The sequence below is a fragment of the Amycolatopsis sp. 505 genome, assembly GCF_031625235.1.
Lineage (GTDB): Bacteria > Actinomycetota > Actinomycetes > Mycobacteriales > Pseudonocardiaceae > Amycolatopsis.
The window spans coordinates 95,889-117,517 of record NZ_JACKQP010000006.1; the positions used below are offsets into that span (position 1 = coordinate 95,889).

The following is a 21,629-nucleotide window of genomic DNA, read 5'->3' on the forward strand; positions in this document are numbered from 1 at the left end:
GATGCCTTCTCCGTCACGTCGGCCAACCGCCTGGGCAAGCCGGCCGATCCTCCGTCACACGACGCGGCTGTTCAGGAACGCGAGTCGGCCCGAGCACCTAGCCCTGCCGTACCTTGCTGCTCAAGTAGGTCAACACCGCCAGCACCCGGCGGTTGTCGTCCTCGTGCTGGGCCAGGTCCAGCTTCGTGAAGATGCTCGCCGTGTGCTTGCCCACCGCGGCCTCGCTGATCGTCATCCGCTGGGCGATCGCCGCATTGGACCTGCCTTCCGCCATCAGCTCCAGCACCTGGCGCTCGCGGGGTGTCAACGCGTCCAGGGGGTCGCGGCGCGATCTGCTCGCCAGGAGCTTCGTGATGACCTCCGGGTCCATTGCCGTCCCTCCGGCCGCCACCATGCGGAGGGCGTCGACGAACTGGTCCGCGTTCAGCACCCGGTCCTTCAGCAGGTACCCGATCGCGCCCGCTCCGTCCGCCAGGAGCTCTCGGGCGTACGTCTGCTCCACGTGCTGGGACAGCACCAGCACCGGCAGCCCTGGACGCCGGCGGCGGGCCTCCAGGGCCGCGCGGACTCCTTCGTCGCTGAACTTGGGGGGCAGGCGGACGTCCACCACCGCGATGTCCGGTGCGTGGTCCTCGATCGCCTTCAGCAGCTCCGGCGCGGTGCCCACCGCCGCCACCACTTCGAAACCGTGTGCTTCCAGGAGCCTCGTCATGCCGTCTCGAAGCAGGTAGAGATCCTCCGCGAGGACTACGCGCACGAACCGCTCCTGGGATTCCGGGCCGGGCGGGGCCGGGCTGGGTGGCCCAACCGTACCGGAGCCCTTCAGTCCAGTGCGCGCTTGAGGAAGCCCCGGATGCCGAACGCGCCGAAGATCAGCGTCGCCACCACCATGACCAGCAGGGAGATCCACAGCGGGATGGACTGGACCTGGTCCGGCATCACCAGCCGCCTCAGTGCCTCCGAGACGTACGTGAGCGGATTGGCCGCGCAAATCACCTGGAACCAACGCAAACCGGACAGGCTCAGCCAGGGGAACTGCCCGGATCCGGTGAAGATCAGGGGCACCAGCAGGATCGTGAACACCAGGTTGATGTGGCGGGGCGGCACGATCGTCCCCAGCACCATCCCCACCGCCGCGCCGGCCAGGGAACCCAGGGCGACGACTCCCGCCACGCCCGGCAGGGCCGCCGGGCTCCAGTGGACGCCGTCGAGGATGAGCAAGCCGATCGGGATCATCACCAGGCCGGCAATGATGCCGCGGATCGCGCCGAACAGCATCTTCTCCACCGCGACCAGGCGGATCGACAGCGGCGCCAGCAGCCTGTCCTCGATCTCCCTGGTCACCGAGAAGTCCAGTACCAGGGGCAACGCCGTGTTCTGCAACGCCCCGGTGAACGCGTTCATCGCCACCATGCCGGGCAGCAGGACCTGGGCGTACCCGGCCCCCGCGTAGCCGATCTGCGACAGCACCTTGCCGAAGATGAACAACAGGAACAGCGGCTGGATGAGCATCTGGGCCAGGAACGGCAGCAGCTCGCGGCCGGTGACGAAGAAGTCGCGGCCGAGCACGGCGAAGAACGCGCGGGCCTGGCCGGGCTGTGGTTGCGGCAGTGGCTGAGCGGCAGTGGCGGCGGTCATCGGAGGTCCCGTCCGGTGATGGAGATGAACACGTCTTCGAGGGTGGGCTTGCCGAACGAGATACCGGTGACCTCGCACCGCTCGCGGCCCAGCACCGCCAGCACGCCCGGCAGCAGCGACGCCGGCTCGGCTTCGGTGTACAGGCGGAACTGGACGGCGTTCTCGTCCGCGGCCGCCCGGCCGGCGGCGGCGAGCCGCTCGACCCGCTCCACCGACGGCACCTGCTCCAGTTCCTTGCCGACGGCGTCGGCGGGCGACTCCGCCAGCCTCACGCCCACGGTCAGCGTCGTGTTGCCGGGCAGCGACCGGGTCAGCGCGTCCGTCGTGTCCAGCGCCAGGAGCTTGCCGCGGTCGACGATGCCGACGCGGTCGCACAGCTTGGCCGCCTCCTCCATGTCGTGCGTGGTGACCACCACCGTGACGCCCTCGGCCGTCAGCTCGGCGACGCGCTCGTGCACGAACAGCCGCGACTGCGGGTCGAGCCCGGTCGCCGGCTCGTCGAGGAACATCACCTTCGGCTGGTGCATCAGCGCGCGGGCGATCATCACGCGCTGGGCCTGGCCGCCGGACATCTCGTCGACCCGGGCCTTCGCCCGCGGGCCGAGGCCCATCCACTCGATGAGCTCCTCGGCCCGGCGGTGCCGCTGCGCCCGGCCCATGCCGTGGTAGGCGGCGTGGAACAGCAGGTTCTGCCGCACGGTCAGCGACTGGTCGAGGTTGTTGCGCTGCGGCACGACGGCCAGCGCCTGGCGGGCCGCCGTCGCGTGCTTGACGACGTCGATGCCCGCCACCTCGGCGTGGCCGGACGTCGGCAGCGCGCGGGTGGTCAGCATGCTGACCGTCGTCGTCTTGCCCGCGCCGTTGGGACCCAGCAAGCCGAACACCTCGCCGGTGGCGATGGTGAACCCGAGGCCGTCCACCGCCGGCCGTTCTGCTTTCGGGTACCTCTTGACGAGGTCCCGTACCACCACCGCGTCCGGCACGCCGGGCCTCCAGGGATCAATGCGGACAGGAAAAGGGCAGGAAAAGGAAGGAAAAGGGCAGGGGGAGGTGAGGAAGGGCCGTGGTGCTGGGGGACAACCTCGGCCCTTCCCCACAGGCGGCTGGTTCTGCCGAACCAGCGGGTCAGGAAGTGTGCTTGAGGTGCCGCTCGAGCTCGTCGGCCGCGCGGACCGCGCCACCGGCGGCGCGCACCTTCGCGCCCATCGCGGCGACGGCGGACCGCACGCGCTCGTCGGCCGCCGTCGTCTTGACGGCGTCGCGCAGCAGCTCCGGCGTCGGTTCCCGGCCGGCCAGATTCGTGCCCAGGCCGAGTTCCGCGACCCGGTTGGCGACGGCGGCCTGCTCGACGCTCTGCGGCAGCGCCACCATCGGCGTGTCGAAGTACAGCGCCTCCATCGTCCCGCCCATGCCCGAGTGGGTGATGAAGGCCGAAGCGTGGTTCAGCACCGCCAGCTGCGGCACCTGCGCGTGGGCCTCGATGTTCGGCGGGAGCTCGCCGAGCGAAGCCGGGTCCAGCGCGCCGATCGACAGCACGACGTGCCAGTCCTCGCCGGTGAACGCCGCCACGACGGCCCGGAAGAAGTCCGGCCGGTCGTTGAACGCCGTGCCGAGCGAAACCAGCAGCACCGGCTTGCCGTCCGACGGCGGCTGCCACCCGCCCTGGAACGTCCGGTCGCCCAGGCACGGGCCGATGAACGCGAAGTGGTCGTCGAAAGTCTCGCCCTCGTACTGGAATTCCTTGGCCACGAAGGCGAGCGCGAACTCCTCGCGGCCGATGGCGAAGTCCGCGGGTGAGATCGCCGGGACGCCGTGGGCTTGCGTCAGCTCGGCGATCTTCTCCCGGAACGCGACGCGGGCGGGGTGTTCCTCGCTGAACCCGTTTTCCTCGCCGAGGAACTTCGCCAGCGACCAGTGGTCGTTGTAGGCGAAGGACGGGAACAGCTCCACCGCGGGCACGCCCCACTTCGCGGCGAGCACCCGTCCGGTCGCGTACACGGTCCGGTCGTAGAGGATCAGGTCCGGGACGTCTTCGGCGAAGGCCGCCTCGAACACCGGGATGGTCGCCGTGCTTTCCATGACCAGCACCAGCGGCAGCCACGCGGCGAAGTCGGCGGGCGGGTCCTCGGTGCGCGGCTTCGGCGTCAGGGACGACTCGTACCGCAGCACCTGCGCCCCCGTCGGCGCCACGAGGCCGGCGAACTGGTCCGTCGTGGCGAAGGTGACGCGGTGCCCGCGGCGGACCAGCTCGGCGGCCACGTCCAGCGTCGGCATGACGTGCCCGTACGCGGGGATGGTCAGCAGCGCGATGTGTGCCATGGGAAAGCTCCTCGGATTGCGGTGGACGGCCGGAGGCCCTCAGGCACGCAGGTCGTGCTTGCGGGTGTAGTAGGCCATGAAGCCGATGAGCCCGCCGAGGACCACGATCCACTGCACGGTCGTCACCAGGTTGATGTCGTCGAGCGGCAGCGTGTAGGCGAGCACCACGCGCACGACCGCGTCCACGATCATGCCGACGCCGAAGACGACGGTCAGCAGGCGCAGCCCGTGGCGCATCCGCGGCTCGGTGTCCCAGCGGCGTTCCCACACCTCGGCGCCGGCGCCGCCGCGCTTGGTGCGCGCGATGCTGACCCCGGCGTGCAGGAAGAACGGCTTCTCGAAGAACAGCGTGATCAGCATCCAGATGCCGAACATGGCGGTGAGCCAGCCGTCCTTGGCGAAGAAGAACCGTGCGTCACCCGAAATCAGCGAAACCGCGGTGCCGATGACCATCATCGTCACCATGAAGAGGCCGAGCCCGTCGATCTTGCGGTAGCGGGCGAAGACGTACACGGTGCGGACCACCGGGACGATGCCACCGATGATCGCGGCGGTCAACAGCGGGACGCCGTTCTGGCGCAGGATGTAGTAGACGGCGAGCGGGACGATCAGGTCGAAGGCCGCGGAAGCGAACAGCGCCAGCCGCGGGTTGCGCGGTTCCCCGTGCGACGGCGCGTCGGCCTGCGTGCGTTGAATGCCGGCTTCGTTCATTGCTGCTCCTGGTGGTTCGCGAGTTCGTTCTCTTGCGGAACGCCATTCGCTTGCGTCGTGGCGCTGCTCCGGGGACAACGGTAGTGTCGCGATCCGGGTCGGCGTGAGCCTGTTAGACCGAACATAGGGGTATGGCTTCCTATACCCCTATGAGTGGGCTTGGCCGATTGTGCGGCCCTTCGGGGCGCGTCCAGACTGGACCGACCTCGAGTGCGAGAGGGCCGGTCCGGCCCCCTGGAGACGATGGGGGACGCGATGAGCCGACCGGGAACACTGTCCCGTGGCGAGTATGATCTGCCGATGTCGACGATTCCGCGGCGCAGCGCCTCGGCCGTCCGGCGGGGTGTCGCCGGAATGGCGCGGCTGGTCGTTTTCGTGCTGTTCGCCGCGGTGCAGGTGTGCGTTCTCACGCTGCCCGCGCTGTTCTGGCTGCCGGAATACGTCGCCGCCGCGGGGCTCACCGTGCTGGTGGCCATTCCCGCCTGCCGGCTGCTGCCGGTGCTTTCCCGCAAATGCGCGCCGGCGCTCTACGGCCGGGCCGTCGAATCGCCGTACCTGCCGTTGCCGGCGCTGGAACGCACCGAGAACGGCTGGTACTGGAACGGCTACGACTTCCACAAGTTCCGCTGGGTCTCGCTGGCCCAGCGGCGCGGCCGCTGGTTCTTCACCGACCCGGCCACCTGGCGGGACCTGGCCTGGCTGGTGGTCAACCCGCTGACCGGCGGCCTGCTGGCGGCCGTCCCGGTCGCCCTCGCCGGTTTCGGCGCGTTCCTGCTGGTCGCGCCGCTGACCGCGCCGCACCTCCCGGCGGGGGCGTGGTACTTCCCGCTGCCGGTCGGCACCCCGGCCGGCATCGCCGCGACGGTCGTCGCCGGGCTGGCGCTGCTCGTGCTGGGACTGGTGGCCGCGCCCGGCGCGGTCGGCCTCCACGAAACCTGGACGAGGTGGCTGCTGGCGCCGGACGAGCGGGCGCTGCTGTCGCGGCGGGTGGAGCGACTGTTCGCCACCCGGGCCGCGGCGATCGACGCCCAGGCCGCCGAGCTGCGGCGGATCGAGCGTGACCTGCACGACGGCGCCCAGGCACGGCTCATCGCGATCGGCATCTCGCTCGGCACCGCGGAGATGCTGCTCGACACCGACCTCGACGAGGTCCGGCGGCAGCTGGCCGGCGCGCGGGAGCTGTCCGCCGCGGCGCTGCGGGAGCTGCGCGGGCTGGTGCACGGCATCCAGCCGCCGATGCTCGCCGACCGCGGCCTCGGCGCCGCGCTCGAGGACCTGGCGATGGACGCGCCGGTGCCCACCGACGTCGAGGTCGGGCTGATCGGCCGCCCCGACGCGGCCCTGGAGTCGGCCGTCTACTTCTCGGTGGCCGAACTACTGGCCAACGCGGCCAAGCACGCGGCCGCCAAGCGCGTGCGGGTGAGCGTCACCCACCGGCCGGGCACGCTGCGGGTCGTCGTCGCCGACGACGGCAAGGGCGGCGCCGACTCGAGCCGCGGCACCGGCCTCGCCGGCGTCCAGCGCCGGATCGCGGCCTTCGACGGCGTCCTGGAATGTTCCAGCCCGCCGGGCGGCCCCACCGAAATCACCATCATGATTCCGTACGTGCTTCCGTCGGAAGGCAGTGTCGAATAATTCCAGGGGGATCATAATGCGTCGAGCGATTGTGGTGTGCCTGTTCGCCGTGGTCACTTCTCTTTCGGTGGCCGGGTGCGATCATCTGATCGATCTGGGGTGTGCGGAACGCTCCTGCCACTTCAACCTCGTCAGCGGGGGAAAGGTGGACCTCGGCGGGCAGGAACTGGCGGTCGAGAAGGTGGACAACAATTCCGTGACCTTCCTGTCCAACGGCATCAGTGTTTCGCTCTTCCAGGGTGTCGATCTCGACTTCCTGGGCTACCACCTGCACCTCGGGGAGATCCGCGGCGGCGAAGCCAGCCTGGACGTCACGCGGAATTAGCGCGGAAACTTAAGGGTTACGGTCCGTGCAGTAGTCACCTAGGTTGGTCGACGATTGGACCAACTAGCGGCGGGGGCGACCCGTTCGCGGGTTTCTGGGGTGACTATGCGTAATGATCTTCTCCGGGCGCGCCCTCGCGCGGTGGCGGTCGTCCTCGCCGGCGTGCTGCTGACGTCCGGTCTGACGGCCTCCGCCGCCGCGGCCGACCCGGCCGCGAAGTTCTCGCCCAGGGTGAAAAGCCTCGTCGGCGAGCTGACCATCGACGAGAAGCTTTCCCTGGTGCACGGCGGCGACGACCCGAACAGCGTCGGCGAGGCCGGGTACGTGCCCGGCGTGCCCCGCCTCGGGATCCCGTCGCTGCGGCTGGCGGACGGCTCGGCCGGCGTCCGGGTGGACAAGCCGTCGGTCGTCATGCCCGCGCCGGTGGCGCTCGCGTCCACTTTCGACGAATCGCTCGCCACCCGCTACGGCGCCGGCGTCGGCCGCGAAGCCCGCGCGCTGGGCACCGACGTCCTGCTCTCGCCGATGGTCAACACCATCCGGATCCCGTACGGCGGCCGCAACTTCGAGACGTTCAGCGAAGATCCGCTGCTGACGTCCCGGATGGCCGGCGCCGAGGTCCGCGGCATCGCCGGCCAGGGCGCCATCCCGGTCGTCAAGCACCTCGCCGGGAACAACCAGGAGAACGACCGGCAAACGATCGACGTCGTGATGGACGACCAGACGCTGCACGAGGTCGAGCTGCCCGGCTTCGAAGCGGCGATCAAGGCCGGTGCCGGTGCGGTGATGTGCTCGTACAACAACCTCAACGGGCCGTCCGCCTGCGCGAACTCCGACCTGCTGACCGGGATCCTGCGCGAGCAGCTGGCGTTCCAGGGCTGGGTGATGTCGGACTGGCGGATGTCGCTGACGCCCGGCAGCCTGCCGCTCGGGCTCGACCAGGAGATGCCGGGCGGGACGTACTTCGGTGACCTGCTCAAGGCCGCGCTCACCGCGGGGACCATCCCGCAGTCCGCTTTGGACACCGCCGTCGGCCGCATCCTCAGCCAGCTCGACCGCTTCCACCTGCTGAACGGCCCGGCCCGGCCGGCGCGCGACCTCGCCGGGCTGACGGCCACCGCGCAGGACGTCGCCCAGGCGGGTGCGGTCCTGCTGCGCAACGAAAAGTCGGCGCTGCCGCTGAGCACCGCGCGGTCCGGCAAGATCGCGGTGATCGGCTACAACGCGAAGACGCCGAAGCTCAACGGCGGTGGCAGCTCCCACGTGCTCCCGTCCGCGACGCCGGCCGCCCCGCTGGACCTGATCAAGCAGCGCGCGGGCAGCACCACGACCTACACCCCGGGCTACGACCCGGCGGGCGAAGTCGTGCCGGCCGGGGCGCTGGCCCCGGCGTTCACCCAGGGCGGCGGCCTGCCCGCCGGCGCGGAAGGCGTGTTCTACAACGGCACGATCACCGCGCCCAGCGAAGGCGACTACAGCATCCAGCTGCAGTCGACCGGCGGCGGCGGGTTCCTCCAGGTGGACGGGACGGCGAGCGGCCTGTTCGGCGACTCGATCGCGGGCGGCTACACCGGGATCACCGTGCACCTGACCGCGGGGCCGCACACGCTGCTGCTGTACGGGTTCGCGGACTTCGTCAACCCGCTGAAGGTCGACCTGCACTGGATCACCCCGGCCGCGGCCCAGGCGAAGATCGACCAGGCGGTGACGGCGGCCAAGGCGGCCACCACCCCGGTCGTGTTCGCCTACGACGACAGCTCCGAGGGCCTCGACCGGCCGGACCTTTCGCTGCCCGGCTACCAGGACGAGCTGATCGACGCCGTCGCGGCCGCCAACCCGCGCACGGTCGTGGTGCTGAACACCGGCTCCGCGGTGAAGATGCCGTGGCTGGCGAAGACGGCGGCGGTGCTGGAGATGTGGTACCCGGGCCAGAAGGGCGCCGAGGCGACGACGGCGTTGCTGTACGGCGACGTCAGCCCGCAGGGCAAGCTGACCCAGACGTTCCCGGTCGACGAAGCGCACACGCTCGTCAGCGGCAGCGCCGGGCTCTACCCGGGCCAGGACGGCCAGGTGAAGTACACCGAGGGCGTCGACATCGGCTACCGCTGGTACGCGGACAAGAAGATGACCCCGCTGTTCCCGTTCGGCTTCGGCCTTTCGTACACGACGTTCGCCTACAGCGGCCTGTCGGCGGCGAACGCTTCCGACGGCGGTCTCGACGTGAAGGTGACCGTCCGCAACACGGGCACCCGCACGGGCACGGAGGTGGCCCAGGTGTTCGTCGGCCCGAGCCCGCAGGTGACGGCCCCTCAGCCGCCGACGGCCCTGGGCGGCTACGCGAAGGTGACGCTGACGGCGGGAGCGTCCCGGACGGTGACGATCCACGTCGACCCGCGCCAGCTGTCCTACTGGGACGTGACGGCGAAGGCGTGGAAGCGCGGCGCCGGCACCCGGGCGGTGCAGGTGGGTTCGTCCTCGACGACCCTGCCGCTGAGCACCCGGGTCGCGGTGCGCTGAGCGCACGGACGAACGGCCGGCGCCCGGTGGGGCGCCGGCCGTTTCGCGTGCTCGTCAGCCGTTCGTCACCGGTAGGTGGCGGAGGCCTCGGATGATCGCCGAGCGGCGGCGGTCGGCCGGGCCCGTCTGGTGGAGGTCCGGCAACCGGGTGGCCAGGACGCGGAACGCGACGTCCGCCTCCAGGCGGGCCAGCGGCGCGCCCAGGCAGTAGTGCGAGCCGCCCGAGAAGGAGAGGTTGTCCGGGGTGGTCGGGCGGGTGAGGTCGAAGTGGTCCGGAAGGGACCACACCCGCGGGTCGCGGTTGCAGCCGGCCGTCAGCACCACCACCGCCGTGTCCGCGGGGATGACCGTGCCGTCGACCTCGACGTCCACTGTGGACACCCGGCTGGACTGCTGGACCGGCGCCTCGAACCGCAGCGACTCCTGCACCGCCTGCGGCGCCAGGTCCGGGTCCGCGACCAGCTTGTCCCACTGCTCACGCCGCTCCAGCATGGTCTTCACGCCGACGCCGATGAGGTTCACCGTCGACTCCGCGCCGGCCAGCGTGAGCAGCTGGCACAGCGACACGAGCTCGTGCGTCGACAGCCGGTCCTCGGCGCGGGCGGTGAGCAGCTTGCTGATCGCGTCGTCGCCCGGGTGGGCCAGGCGCAGTTCCATCAGCTCGGTGAACAGCGCGTCGAGCTCGTCCAGGGACCGCTGGACGTCCGCGATGTGCTCCACGGACGTGATCTCGTCGAAGATCGTGCCGAACTTCGGCCCGTGCTCGAGGTACCGGCTGAGGAACGGCTCGGGGATGTCGAAGATGGCCGCCACGACGGTGACCGGGATGAGGTCGGCGAACGACGTCATCAGGTCGAACTCCCCGCTCGGGCCGGCGCGGTCGAGCAGCTCGTGGCAGATCGCGGTCAGCCGGTCGCGGAACCCGGCGATCGCCTTGGGGCTCAGGAACGGCGTGGCCAGCTTCCGCAGCCGCGCGTGGTCGGCGCCGTCGGCTCCGAGCATCGAGTTGTCGAACGTCGTGATCACCGGGCTGATCGGCGTCCCGTCGGACTTGAGGACGCCGAACCGGCGGTCCCGCAGCACCTTCGTGGCCGTCGCGTGGTCGACCGTCGTCCACGCGCCGAGTTCGCTGCGGTGCAGCGGGCCCTTCGCGCGGATCCGTTCGTACAGCGGATAGGGATCCTCCGGGCCGCGCAGCAGCAGCGCCAGGGGGTCGCCGAGCTCGCCGAGGGTCCACAGCACCCGCATCTGGGTGGTCATGTCCTGGACCGTCATGACGGCTGCCCGGCGGTGATCAGCCCGGCCACGCCCCGCACGGTCGGCGCCTCGAACACCTGGGAGATCCGCAGCTTGACACCGAGGTCGCGGTTGATCCGCGAGCACAGCTGGGCGGCGGAGAGCGAGTTGCCGCCCTGCCGGAAGAACGAGACGTCGGCGGCGATGGACGGCACGCCGATGATCTCGCGCAGGATCCGCGCCACGGCAGCCTCGGTTTCCGACAGCGGCGAGTCCACCTCCGGCGCTGCGGCCATCCGCAGGCGCGCGGCCAGTTCGGCCAGCGCGCGGCGGTCGATCTTCCGGTCCTCCAGCACGGGCAGCCGTTCCAGCCGCTGTACCAATGCGGGCACCAGGTAGCCGGGCAGCCGATCGGCCAGCCGGGTCCGCAGCTCGTCCTCGCCCGGCGTGCCGGTGTAGAACAGGCAGAGGTCTTCGTATGCGCCGTCGGCGCCGGTCAGCGGCACCACCGCGCACGCGCCGACGTCCGGCACGCGCCCGGCGTTCTGCTCGACGTCGTCCAGTTCGATGCGGTGGCCGCGGATCTTGACCTGGCGGTCCGCGCGGCCTTCGAAGTGCAGCAGGCCGTCGGCGCTCCAACGCCCGAGGTCGCCGGTGCGGTAGACGCGCCCCGGTCCGGAAATCGTGACGAACTTCCGCGCGGTCAGCTCGTCGTCCTTGAAGTACCCCAGCGCCAGACCGCGGCCGCCCAACGCGATTTCGCCGCTCTCGCCGACGTCGCAGAGGCGGTCGCCGTCGAGGACGTACGCCTGCGTGTTGGGGAAGGGGACGCCGAGCGGCACCTCGGGGCCGTCCTCGGGCCGCACGCGGTGGCAGGTGGCCGCGACGCTGGACTCGACCGGGCCGTACATGTTGTACAGCGGGATGTCCGGGTACGCCTCGACGAACCGGGCGGCGTGCCGTGCCGAGAGCTTCTCGCCGCCGGTGCCCACGGCGCGCAGGCCGGCGAAGGCGTCGAGGTCGTTGTCGACCATGCTGTGGAACACCGCGGTGGGCGGGAAGATCGTGGTGACTCCGTGGATCGCGATCAGATCGCGCAGTTTCGTCGCCAGCTCGAGGGTGTCTTCGAGCAGGACCAGGGTGCCGCCGTTGAACAGCACGCCCCAGGAGTCGAGGCCGAAGGCGTCCCACGTCGCGGCCAGGGCCTGCGGCATCACCGCGCCGGAATCCAGCGGGGTGAACAGCCAGTCGTCGAACAGCCGGACAATGCCGCGGTGCGCGGTGACCACGCCCTTCGGCGTCCCGGTGGTCCCGGAGGTGAAGAAGACCGCGCAGGGGTCGTCGGCGCCGACGTCGACCGCCGCCGGCCGGGCGCCGAGGACCGGCTGCGCCGGCGGCGACCACACCGACGGCCACGAGGTACCGCGCTCGGCGGCGACCGCCGGCCCGCCGAGGTGCTCGATCAGCTCGGACAGCCGGCTCGACGGCCACCGCAGGTCGAGCGCGGCATAGGCGGCACCGCACTTGAGCACCGCCAGCAGCGTCGCGAACAGCTCGGGGGAGCGGGGCAGCAGCACCGGCACGATCGAGCCGCGCCCGACGCCGCGGGCCTGCAGTTCGGCCGCGTAGGCGTCGGCGAGTTCCGCCAGCTCCCGGTAGGTGACGTCCCGGCCGAGGTGGTGCAGCGCGGTCCGGCCGGGCCACCGCGAGGCACACCACTCGAACAGGCCGTGCATGGTTTCGGCCCGCCCGAACGGGGTCGGGGCCGGGTTGACGGACGGGGTCATCGGGTGCTCCCGGTGATCAGCTCGGCCAGCGCGGCCGGCGTCGGGTGGGCGAAGGCGGCGGACAGCTTCAGCCGGACCCCGGTCTGCTTCTGGATCCGCTGGACGAGCTGGGCGGCCAGCAGCGAATGCCCGCCGCCGGCGAAGAAGTTCGTGTCCTCGGTGACGTCGTCGCGCTTGAGCAGGTGCCGGAACATCGCCATGACGGCCTCGGTCGTGGCGTCCGGCACGGTCTTCGCCGGGGCTTGCGCCGGTGGCCCGGCCGCGGCGGCCAGCTCGGCGACCGCCGCCCGGTCCACCTCGTGCGCGGCCGTCTCGGGCAGCGCGTCGACGCGCAGGTACCAGGCCGGCCGTGCCGCGGGCGGCAGCACCGCCTCGGCGTGCCGGGCCAGGTCGGCGGCGAGCCGCGGCTTGTCGGGCGCCTGCACGACGGCGACCAGGTCGGCCGCGCCGGGCCGCAGGGTGACCGCGGCCGCGACGACGTCGGTGTGCGCGGTCAGCGCGTCCTCGACCGTGGCCAGGTCGACGCGGGTGCCGCCGAACGTCAGCTGCCGGTCCTGGGGGCCGTGGACGTGCAGGGACCCGTCGGTGCGCCAGTGCGCGAGGACGCCGGTGGCGGTGCCGAGCTTCAGTTCGCCCCGCACGCCCAGCGGCAGCCGCCGCCCGTCCGGGGCGACGACGTCGGCGGCGAGGCCCGCGACCGGCACGCCGTCGGCGAGCACCCAGCGGCCACCGAAGGGAAACACCGTGTGGACGTCGGCATCGAGGGCGCGCAGGGTGCGGACGAGCGGGCCGGGCGCGGGTTCGGCGCCGATCAGCGCGGTGCGGCCGCCGACCGCGGAACCGAGCTGCTCGACGACCCGGGACCAGACGGCCGGGGTGGCGTGCACGACGCCGACGTCGTGCCGGGTGAGCAGCCCGGCCAGCAGGTGGCCGTCGGTGCGGGCCGCGTCCGGCGCCACGACCAGCGGCACGCCGTTGGCCAGGGCCAGGAGCGGTTCCTCGACGGCGGCCGAAAGCCACAGCACCGGCCGGGCACCCACCGATACCGCCCGGACGGAGTCCGCGAGTTCCCGGTGGGTCACGCCGGGAAGCGCCACGCTGTCCGGGGGCACGGCCGCAGCGTCGGGGTCGACGGCCACCGTGACGGCGTAGGAGATTTCTTCGGCGCCCAGCACCGATTTGGCGGTGAAGACATCCGCGGTGACGGTGGCGCCGGCCAGCCAGCTGCCGAGGATCGCGGCCGCGAAGTCCGGGCCGCGCGGGGCGGTCACGGCGACGACGTCACCCGGCCCGGTCCCGGCGTCGGCCAGCAACGTCGTGACCGCCGCAGCGGCGCGCCAGAGATCCCGATAGGACGTCGTGCCTTCGCCGGCCACGATCGCGGGCGCGCCGGGGTTTTCCGAAACGTGGCGGGCGATCGCGGTCAGGACGGTCTCCGTCCCGGCAGGTTCGCCGGGGGTGTCGAGGACCGCGTGGTCGGTGGCACCCCAGCCGTCCAGCTCGCGCAACGGCCGGTCCGGCGCGCTCGCCGCCGCGACGAGCAGCGCGTCGTAGCGCTCCAGCAGCAGCTCGACCTCGCCGCGGTCGAGCACCTCGGCCCCGTAGACCGCCTTGACGCGGCTCTCCTCCGCCGAAGGCAGGATGACGAACTCGAGGTCGAACTTGCTGTGCCCGGGGTCGATTTCGACGACCTCGGCGGGGGCGCCGCCGAGGCTCGTGGCCGCCCGGCCGCCGAAGGGCAGGTAGTTGAACACGTGCCGGAACATGGTGGTGCGCCAGGAGGAACCGGCGCGCTCGACCTCCGGCAGCAGGACGTCCATCGGCACGTCCGCGTGCGCGATGGCCTCGAAGAACAGGTCCCGCACCCGGCGGCTGAACCGGCGGAACGTCTCCGCCGGGTCGATCCGCACGCGCAGCGGCACGATGTTGACGTGGTAGCCGATCGCGCGCTGGGCCTGCTGGCTGCGGACGTTCACCGGGAAGCCGACGGCGAGGTCGGGCCCGGCGCCGTGAGCGTGCAGCAGCAGGTAGTAGGCGGCCAGCAGCACGACGACGTCGGGCGCCTTGAGGTCCTTCTGCAGCGCGGTGACGACGTCCTTGGCCGCGGCGGAGAACGGGCGGACGAGCTGCTCGCCGCGCAGGGTCGGCTGGGCGCTTTCCTGGCCGCCGCACCACAGGCCGGGGCCGCCCGCGTCGAAGTCGCGCAGGTGCTCGCGCCAGAAGGCGAGGCTTTCGGGCTTCGGCTCGGACTCCGGCCAGAGCGGGACGGGCGGGCCGGCGTCCGGGAGGTCCCCGGCGAGCACCGCGTCGTAGGAGGCGGCGAGGTCCTCCAGGAAGATCGACATCGACGTGCCGTCGAAGATGAGGTGGTGCACGGCCACGCCGACCGAGTCGTGCTCGGGGCCGTGGTACAGGCCGACGCGCAGCAGCGGTGAGCCGTCCAAGGTGAACGGCCGGGTGATCAGCTCCCGCAGCCCGGCCTCGACGTCCGTGCATTCCGCACCCTCGAGGAGGACCGGGAAGGACGCGAGCACCGACTTGGTGAGCCGCGTGTCGTCGGCGTGGAACACCGTCCGCAGCGCGTCGTAGCGGCGCACCAGCTGCGCGACGGCCTCCTGGAGGACGGCCCGGTCCAGCCGGCCCGCCACCCGCAGCGCCACACCCGGCACGTTGTTGACGCCTTCGCCGGGCACCAGCCGTTCGAGCAGCCAGAGCCCTTCTTCCTTGCGGGTGGCCGGAATCTCAGCGGTCGGCATGTCCGGTCCCTTCGGGAAGGTCTTCGACGGTGACGAAGGCGTGCGGAACGGCCTCGGCGGGCAGCCGCGCGGCCAGGTACGCGCGCAGCTCGGCGACGAAGGTGCTCGTCTTCGCCGCGCGCGAGGGGGCGTTCGCGTAGGCGGTGAACGGCAGCCCGGGCGTGGCGGCCGAAGCGGGCACGGTCACCGGCTCGCCGTCGCGGGTGTAGACGACGTCGACCAGGCCGACTCCGCCGGCCGACCAGGTCACCGCGGCCTGGTACCCCCGCCGCCGCCCGATCTCGTGGAGGTCTTCCGGGTCCGGCGCGGTCACCGCGGCCGGGGTGCTGCCGGTGTCGAGCTTCGCCAGCGCGGCCAGTTCCCGCGCGACCCGGCCGTTCGGCACGCCGGTGATCCGCGCGGACGGCGGCCGGACGTCGCTCAGCAGGGTTTCCAGCGCGGCCGGGTCCCAGGCCTGCGTGTGCGTGGGTTCGACGGCCTCCGCGGGCTCCTTGCGCAGCACGGCGTCGTAGCGGTGCCGGCTCAGCTCGTTGTGGTGGCGGGCCCGCTTCAGCCGGACGTCGGCCGCGGCGATCCCGGGCAGCGTGGCGGCCAGCGCGGGGAAGAAGTCCGGGTCGACCAGCAGTTCCTTCTCTTCGAGGACGCTGTTCTCGACCAGTTCCCGGGCGGTGTCCGGGGCCGCGGCCACCTCCCCGGCCAGCACCGCGGCGCGGAAAGCGCGCAGCAGCCGCAGGTTCCGCACGTCGCCGACGAACACCGCGCCGCCGGGCGCGATCAGCGCGGCGGCCTGGCGCAGCACGTCGGCGAGGTAGCCGATGCCGGGGAAGTACTGGACGACGGAGTTGATCACCACCGTGTCGAAGTGGTGCGCGGGGAGCCCGGCGAAGTCGTCGGCCTCGCGGTGGTGCAGCGTCACGTGGGCCAGCGCGGGGTCGGCCGCGACCTGGCCGGTGAGCGTCTCGATCACGGTCGGGGAGAAGTCCGTGGCCACGTACTCTTCGCACGACGGTGCGAGCTTGGCCATCAGCAGGCCGGTGCCGACGCCGATCTCCAGCACCCGGCGGGGCCGCAGCGACCTGATCCGCTCGACGGTCGCGTCCCGCCACTCCCGCATCTGCGCGAGCTCGATCGGCAGCCCGGTGTAGGTGCTGTGCCAGCCCACGAAGTTCTCCCCGAGCCCACCGGACTCGGGGAGTTCGCCGTACACCCATTCGTAGATGAGCTGCCACTCCTCGACGCGCGCGCGGTCGTCGCCGGCTTCGGCGACCGGGTCCCGCGGCACGACGTGGGCGACGAGCCGCCCGGTCCCGGGTTCGCGGGTGACCCTGGCCCGCGCGACACCGGGGTGCCCGGCGAGCGCGGCTTCGGCTTGGCTTTCCGTGCCGGTGCCCAGACCGGTCGGTGACGTCGGCATCAGCTCTCCTGCGGGTGAAGGGCGGTCAGGGGAGCAGGCCGCGGACGGCCTGCGCGACCTCCGGCTGGCTGAGCAGCCCGGAGTGGTCGATGTCGAACCGGAGCTCGCGGGCGCCGATCTCCAGCGCGCCGGGCAGTTCGGCGGAGCGGATCACGGCGACGCCGTCGAGGTCGCCGGGGACGGTGACCTGGGAGGCGGCCACCAGGTAGGTCATGTAGCTGCTGAACCAGGAGACGAGCTCGTCGGCGCGGTCGGCGTCCAGTTCGACCCGCTCGAACGCGGTGGTGCCGACCTCGCGGTAGAGCCGCACGAACTCCTTCGTGAGCGTCTCGAGGTCGTCGTGGGTGCGCTGGGCGGCCTCGCCGGCGGCGTGCGCGTTTCGCACCTCGTCCTCGGTGAGGACCGCGGCGAGCGCGTCCACCACACGGAAGAAGCCGTAGTACAGCACGGTGAACCCGGTCGCGGCGGTCGGGTCGAACAGGACCACGCGCGGCTTCGCCTGCCAGGTCGCGATGCGCTCGGCGATGGCGAGCGCGAACACGCTGGACGCGCAGTAGCCGAACACCGCCTTGACCTCGGCGCCGCTCGCCCGCAGTTCGGCGGTCCACCGGTCGAGGTAGTCATCGCCGGTCATGCCGGTCTCCTCGCCGATGGCGGGCGGCAGGCTCTCCCAGATCCCGTACGGGGTCTCGAGGTGCTTCGCGAGCTCGGCGAACCCCGCCTCCGGGCGCCCGGTGACCGTGAAATCCACCGTGATGATTACTTCCTTGTCGTCCGCATTCTCGTCGATCGGGTGCCATGAATGGAGTTCGGCCACGATTGCCCGCCTTATATCTTTGGCAGAATAAAGATTTCCGCAGCATGAAGCTAGCAGCGGCCGACCTGGGCGGTAACCCCTAACGCGCCCCTAAGAAACGCCAGGTCGAGCCGCAGTTTTGGGCGGTTAGGGGTTGGAGCGGCCGTCGGCGCCACCGTAGTGTTCGGTGAAACTGGGGAATGGCTTTGAGCGAAGAATGAGGGCGATCGATGGGTGCGGTGACCGTTCTGCCGGACGACGCCCGGTACGCCGATCTCGTGCGCGGCGTCAACCAGCGCTGGGTCGGCAAGCCCGACTACGTCCGCGTGCCCACTTCCACCGAAGAGGTGGTGGACGCGGTGGGCACGGCCGTGCGCGAAGGACGGCGGATCGCGGTCCGCAGCGGCGGTCACTGCGTCGAGGCGATGGTCAGCGCCCCGGACGTCCAGGTGGTCCTCGACCTGTCCGAACTGAACCGGATCGGCTTCGACGCCGAGCGGAACGCCTTCTTCGTCGAGCCCGGCGCCACTGTCGGCCAGGCCTACCGGACGCTCTACAAGCGCTGGGGCGTCACGATCCCGGCCGGGTCGTGCCCGAGCGTCGGCCTGGGCGGGCACATCGCGGGGGGCGGGTACGGCCCGCTGTCGCGGAAGTTCGGGTACGTCTCCGACCACATGTCCGCGGTCGAGGTGGTGGTCGTCGACGCCGACGGCACCGCCCGCGCGGTGGTCGCGACCAGCGACCCGGGCGACGACAACCACGACCTCTGGTGGGCGCACACCGGCGGGGGCGGCGGCAACTTCGGCGTCGTGACGCGCTACTGGCTGCGGATCCCCGGCGCGACCGGCGCCCCCGAGGCACTCCTGCCCACCCCGCCTGCGCGGCTGCTGGTGCAGCAGGACGTCTGGGTCTGGGACATGCTCGACGAAACCGCGTTCACGCGCCTGCTGCGCAACCACGGCGAGTGGTACGAGCGCCACAGCGACCCCGGTTCCCCGTACGAAGACCTCTACAGCGGCCTGTGGTGCGGGACGCGCGCGTCCCAGTTCGTCGCCATGTCGACACAGATCGACAGTGCTGCCCCGAACGCGGCCGGCCTGCTCGACGACTACGTCGCCGCGGTCCACCGCGACCTCGGTGTCGCGCCGGCGCTGAGCAGCCGCCAAGAGCTGCCGTGGCTGCACGCGACGTCGTGGGGCGGTATCGCCGACAGCGGCGACCACACGCTGAGCTTCAAGATCAAAGCCGCCGACCTGCGGAAACGCTGCACCGACGAGCAAGCCGCCAAGTTGTATGCGCACCTGCTGCGCGAGGACTACGGCAACCACCGCGCCGGCGTGATGTTCGTCGGCTGCGGCGGGCGGATGAACGCGCTGTCGCCCACCGACACCGCCATCGCCCAGCGGGACAGCATCCTCAAGCTCGTCTACTCCACCCACTGGGACGCCTCCGAGCAGGCCGAACCGCATGTGGCGTGGCTGCGTGAGTTCTACGCCGACGTTTACGCCGGGACGGGCGGTGTGCCGGTGCCGGACGAGCGCACCAACGGGTCCTATGTGAACAACCCGGACTTCGACGTCCAGGACGAGCGGTGGAACTCTTCCGGGCTGGCCTGGCACGAGCTCTACCACCAACACAACTACCCGCGGCTGCAAGCGGTCAAGGCGCGGTGGGACCCGGGCGACGTGTTCCGGAACCCGTTCTCCGTGCGGCTCCCCTGAGCCCGACCCCGGGAGGTAACGAGTGGCCACCCCGACCCTGACCACTGAGCACGAGCACACCGGCCGTGGCCACGACGTCGTGCCGCTGATCGTCTCCGCGGACAGCAAGGCGGGACTGCGGTCCAAGGCCCACCGCCTCGCGCGGTACCTCGCCGACCACCCGGACACGCCGTTCGAGGCGTTCGCGCGCTCGGTCGCCGCCGAGGACACCGGCCGGGCCCTCCGGGCCGTGCTGCTGGCCGGCGACCGCGACGACGGCCGGCGCGGGCTGGACACGCTGGCCGCCGGCCAGAACCCGCCCGACGTCGTGCGCGGTAGCGCCCGGCGCGCCGAGCGGGTCGTGTTCGTCTTCCCCGGCCAGGGGTCGCAGTGGCCGGGCATGGCGCTCGACCTGCTGGACTGGTCGCCGGTGTTCGCCGCGGAACTCGCCCGCTGCGACGCCGCCCTGGCCCCCTTCGCCGATTGGTCCATTGTGGACGTTCTTCGTGGCCGCCCCGGCGCGCCGACCCTCGACGGCGGCGCCGGCATCGTGCAGCCGGTGCTGTTCGCGGTGATGGTCGCGCTGGCCGCGCTGTGGCGCGCGCACGGCGTCGAACCGGCCGCCGTCGTCGGGCACAGCCTCGGCGAGGTCGCCGCCGCCTGCGCGACCGGCGCTCTGTCCCGTGAGGACGGGATGCGCGTGGCCGCGCTGTGGAGCAGCGCGCAGGCGACCCTGTCCGGCCGCGGCGACATGATCTCGGTGCCGCTGCCGGTGGCCGAGGTGCGCTCCCGGCTGACCGGCCGCGACGGCCTGGACATCGGCGCGGTGAACGCGCCCTCGTGGGTGATCGTCTCGGGCGACTCCGCCGCGGTGGCGGACCTGCTGGCCGACCTGACCGCCGGGGGCGTCCGGGCCCGGCGCATCCCGGTCGGGCTCGCGGCCCACTCGCGGCACATCGAGGACATCCGCGACCGGCTGCTGGCCGACCTCGCCCCGCTGACCCCGGTGTCCACCGTGATCCCGTTCCACTCCACGGTGACCGAAGGCCCCCTCGACACCGCCGCGCTCGACGCCCGCTACTGGTTCCGCAACCTGCGCAACCCGGTCCGTTTCGACGAAGCCACCCGCGGGCTCGTCGAAGAGGGGCACGGGGTATTCGCCGAAATCAGCCCGCACCCGGTGCTCACGGTCGCGGTGCAGGACACGGTCGACGCGCTCGATGGCCGGGCCGTCGTGCTCGGCACGATCAGCCGCCGCGAAGACGGCCCGCGCTCGTTCCTCGGCTCGCTCGCCGCGGCCTACGTCTCCGGCGCCAGTGTCGACTGGACCGCGGCCTTCCCCGGCGGGGCCGAACCGGTCGCCTTGCCGGAGTCCGGTTCGGACGCGACGGTCGCGGCCGCCGGCCTGCTGGCCGCCGGGCACCCGCTGCTCGGCGCGGCCGTCGAGCTCGCCGAAGACGGTGGCTGGCTGTTCACCGGCCGCCTCTCGGCCGCGCAGCACCCGTGGCTGGCCGGGCACACCGTACTGGGCCGGACCGTGCTGCCGTCGTCGGTGCTCGTCGAACTCGTCCTGCACGCCGCGTCCGAGCTGGGCTGCGCCCGGATCGAGGAGCTCACCCAGCACCAGCCGGTCGTCTTCGCCGAAGAGGCCCTGTGCCTGCAGGTGCGGATCGGCCCGGTCGACGACGCCGGGGCGCGCCGGATCGGCGTGTTCGCCCGGCCGGACTCGGTCGGCGCCGCCCAGGGCGGGCCGTGGACGCGGCACGCCACCGGGATCATGGCCGAGACCGCCGGCTCGGCGGCCGGCCCGGAACCCCGGGACTGGCCGCCGTCCGGGGCGGTCGCCGAGGACGCCGGCACCGCCCGGGACCGCTTGCGCGCGCACGGCATCGAGCTGGGCCCCGAGTTCGGCGGCCTGACCGGCGCCTGGTCCCTCGACGGCGAGCTGTTCGCCGACGTCGTGCTGCCGGCACCGGCCGGAAGCGGCGCGGGCTACGGCATCCACCCGGCTTTGCTGGACTCGGCGCTGCAGGCGGTCGCGCTGTTCCCCGCCGCGGCGGAGTCCGACGGCTGGCTCGCGTCCTCCTGGAGCGGGCTGGCCCTGCACACGGCCGGCGCGCCGGCGTTGCGGGTCCGGGTGCGCGCCACCGGTCCGGACTCGGTGTCGGTTTCGGCCACCGACCTGGTGGGACGGCCGGTGTTCTCCGCCGAGAACGTCGTGCTGGGCGCGTTGCCGCAAGCGTACGTGCGGGCCCCGCACGCCGCACCGCCCGGCCGTGGCGCGCACGACGGCGGGTTCGCCGCGAAGGTCGCCGCGCTGCCCGGGCCCGCTCGCGCGGAACTGCTGCTGGACCTCGTCCTCGAGCACACCGCCGCGGTGCTCGGCCGGGACACCGCCGTCGGCGACGACACCTTCACCGAGCTCGGCTTCGAGTCGCTGACCGCGGTGGCGCTGCGCAACCGGCTCGCCGAGGCGACCGGGCTGAAGCTGCGCACCACCCTGGCCTTCGACTACCCGACCCCGGCCGCACTGGCCGGGCACCTCTTGGACGCGCTGAGCCCCGCGGACTCCGACGTGCTGGCCGACCTCGACCGGCTGGAGGAGGCGCTGCTGGGCGAGCCGGGCGGCCCGCTGCACGGCCGGGTGAAGGTCCGGCTGCGCGACCTGCTGTTCCGGCTGGACGGCGCGGGCGAACCGGACGGCTCCGGTGACACGCCGCTCGACACGGCGTCGGACGACGAAATCTTCGCACTGCTCGATCGGGAGCTCGACCTGTCCTGAGGCGGGTCAGGCG

Annotated in this window: 15 protein-coding genes; 5 read left to right on the top strand and 10 right to left on the bottom strand. The window is 72.2% G+C overall.

Annotated features, from left to right (window positions below; translation table 11 throughout):
* Positions 1 to 97: 97 nt before the first annotated feature.
* The 5 genes from H5965_RS22845 to H5965_RS22865 form a co-directional block, all read right to left on the bottom strand.
* Positions 98 to 757, bottom strand: a complete 660-nt coding sequence (locus H5965_RS22845) for a response regulator transcription factor (protein WP_310972155.1) — start codon at positions 755 to 757, stop codon at positions 98 to 100.
* A 65-nt stretch (positions 758 to 822) separates the two neighbouring features.
* Positions 823 to 1,638, bottom strand: a complete 816-nt coding sequence (locus H5965_RS22850) for an ABC transporter permease (protein ID WP_310972157.1) — start codon at positions 1,636 to 1,638, stop codon at positions 823 to 825.
* Positions 1,635 to 2,621: an ABC transporter ATP-binding protein gene (locus tag H5965_RS22855; RefSeq protein WP_310972159.1), complete on the bottom strand. Its 987-nt coding sequence runs from the start codon at positions 2,619 to 2,621 to the stop codon at positions 1,635 to 1,637. Before H5965_RS22855 ends, H5965_RS22850 begins: the two co-directional genes overlap by 4 nt.
* A 142-nt stretch (positions 2,622 to 2,763) precedes the next feature.
* On the bottom strand, positions 2,764 to 3,957 hold the full coding sequence (locus H5965_RS22860; RefSeq protein WP_310972161.1) for a macrolide family glycosyltransferase: 1,194 nt from the start codon (positions 3,955 to 3,957) through the stop codon (positions 2,764 to 2,766).
* A gap of 39 nt (positions 3,958 to 3,996) precedes the next feature.
* A complete protein-coding gene (locus H5965_RS22865; protein WP_310972162.1) occupies positions 3,997 to 4,668 on the bottom strand; it encodes a VC0807 family protein in 672 nt (223 codons plus the stop codon).
* 300 nt (positions 4,669 to 4,968) lie between these two features.
* Between H5965_RS22865 and H5965_RS22870 the strand changes: the two genes are divergently transcribed.
* From H5965_RS22870 to H5965_RS22880, 3 genes are all read left to right on the top strand, one after another.
* The gene (locus H5965_RS22870; RefSeq protein WP_310972164.1) at positions 4,969 to 6,303 is read left to right on the top strand and encodes a histidine kinase; all 1,335 of its coding nucleotides are present in this window, start codon (positions 4,969 to 4,971) and stop codon (positions 6,301 to 6,303) included.
* Between the two features lie 16 nt (positions 6,304 to 6,319).
* Positions 6,320 to 6,628 (top strand): hypothetical protein, encoded by a 309-nt coding sequence (locus tag H5965_RS22875; protein ID WP_310972165.1) that lies wholly within the window; start codon positions 6,320 to 6,322, stop codon positions 6,626 to 6,628.
* Positions 6,629 to 6,769: 141 nt separating this feature from the next.
* The gene (locus H5965_RS22880; protein ID WP_310972166.1) at positions 6,770 to 9,145 is read left to right on the top strand and encodes a glycoside hydrolase family 3 C-terminal domain-containing protein; all 2,376 of its coding nucleotides are present in this window, start codon (positions 6,770 to 6,772) and stop codon (positions 9,143 to 9,145) included.
* Between the two features lie 54 nt (positions 9,146 to 9,199).
* Here the strand turns inward: H5965_RS22880 and H5965_RS22885 are convergent, their stop codons facing one another.
* The 5 genes from H5965_RS22885 to H5965_RS22905 are packed head-to-tail and all read right to left on the bottom strand — an operon-like array spanning position 9,200 to position 17,155.
* Positions 9,200 to 10,420 (bottom strand): cytochrome P450, encoded by a 1,221-nt coding sequence (locus H5965_RS22885; RefSeq protein WP_310972167.1) that lies wholly within the window; start codon positions 10,418 to 10,420, stop codon positions 9,200 to 9,202.
* A complete protein-coding gene (locus tag H5965_RS22890) occupies positions 10,417 to 12,168 on the bottom strand; it encodes a non-ribosomal peptide synthetase (protein WP_310972169.1) in 1,752 nt (583 codons plus the stop codon). The genes H5965_RS22885 and H5965_RS22890 overlap by 4 nt, the downstream gene beginning before the upstream one ends.
* Positions 12,165 to 14,924 carry a condensation domain-containing protein gene (locus H5965_RS22895; RefSeq protein WP_310972170.1) on the bottom strand — a complete coding sequence of 920 codons (2,760 nt, stop codon included), beginning with the start codon at positions 14,922 to 14,924 and terminating at the stop codon, positions 12,165 to 12,167. Before H5965_RS22895 ends, H5965_RS22890 begins: the two co-directional genes overlap by 4 nt.
* The gene (locus H5965_RS22900; protein WP_310972171.1) at positions 14,911 to 16,338 is read right to left on the bottom strand and encodes a methyltransferase; all 1,428 of its coding nucleotides are present in this window, start codon (positions 16,336 to 16,338) and stop codon (positions 14,911 to 14,913) included. The genes H5965_RS22895 and H5965_RS22900 overlap by 14 nt, the downstream gene beginning before the upstream one ends.
* 25 nt (positions 16,339 to 16,363) lie before the next feature.
* A complete protein-coding gene (locus tag H5965_RS22905; RefSeq protein WP_310972172.1) occupies positions 16,364 to 17,155 on the bottom strand; it encodes a hypothetical protein in 792 nt (263 codons plus the stop codon).
* A gap of 209 nt (positions 17,156 to 17,364) precedes the next feature.
* Here H5965_RS22905 and H5965_RS22910 point away from each other — a divergent pair, with 209 nt between their 5' ends.
* Together H5965_RS22910 and H5965_RS22915 are read left to right on the top strand one after the other, a co-directional pair.
* A complete protein-coding gene (locus tag H5965_RS22910; protein WP_310972174.1) occupies positions 17,365 to 18,855 on the top strand; it encodes an FAD-binding protein in 1,491 nt (496 codons plus the stop codon).
* Between the two features lie 22 nt (positions 18,856 to 18,877).
* A complete protein-coding gene (locus H5965_RS22915; protein WP_310972176.1) occupies positions 18,878 to 21,616 on the top strand; it encodes an acyltransferase domain-containing protein in 2,739 nt (912 codons plus the stop codon).
* Positions 21,617 to 21,629: the final 13 nt, after the last annotated feature.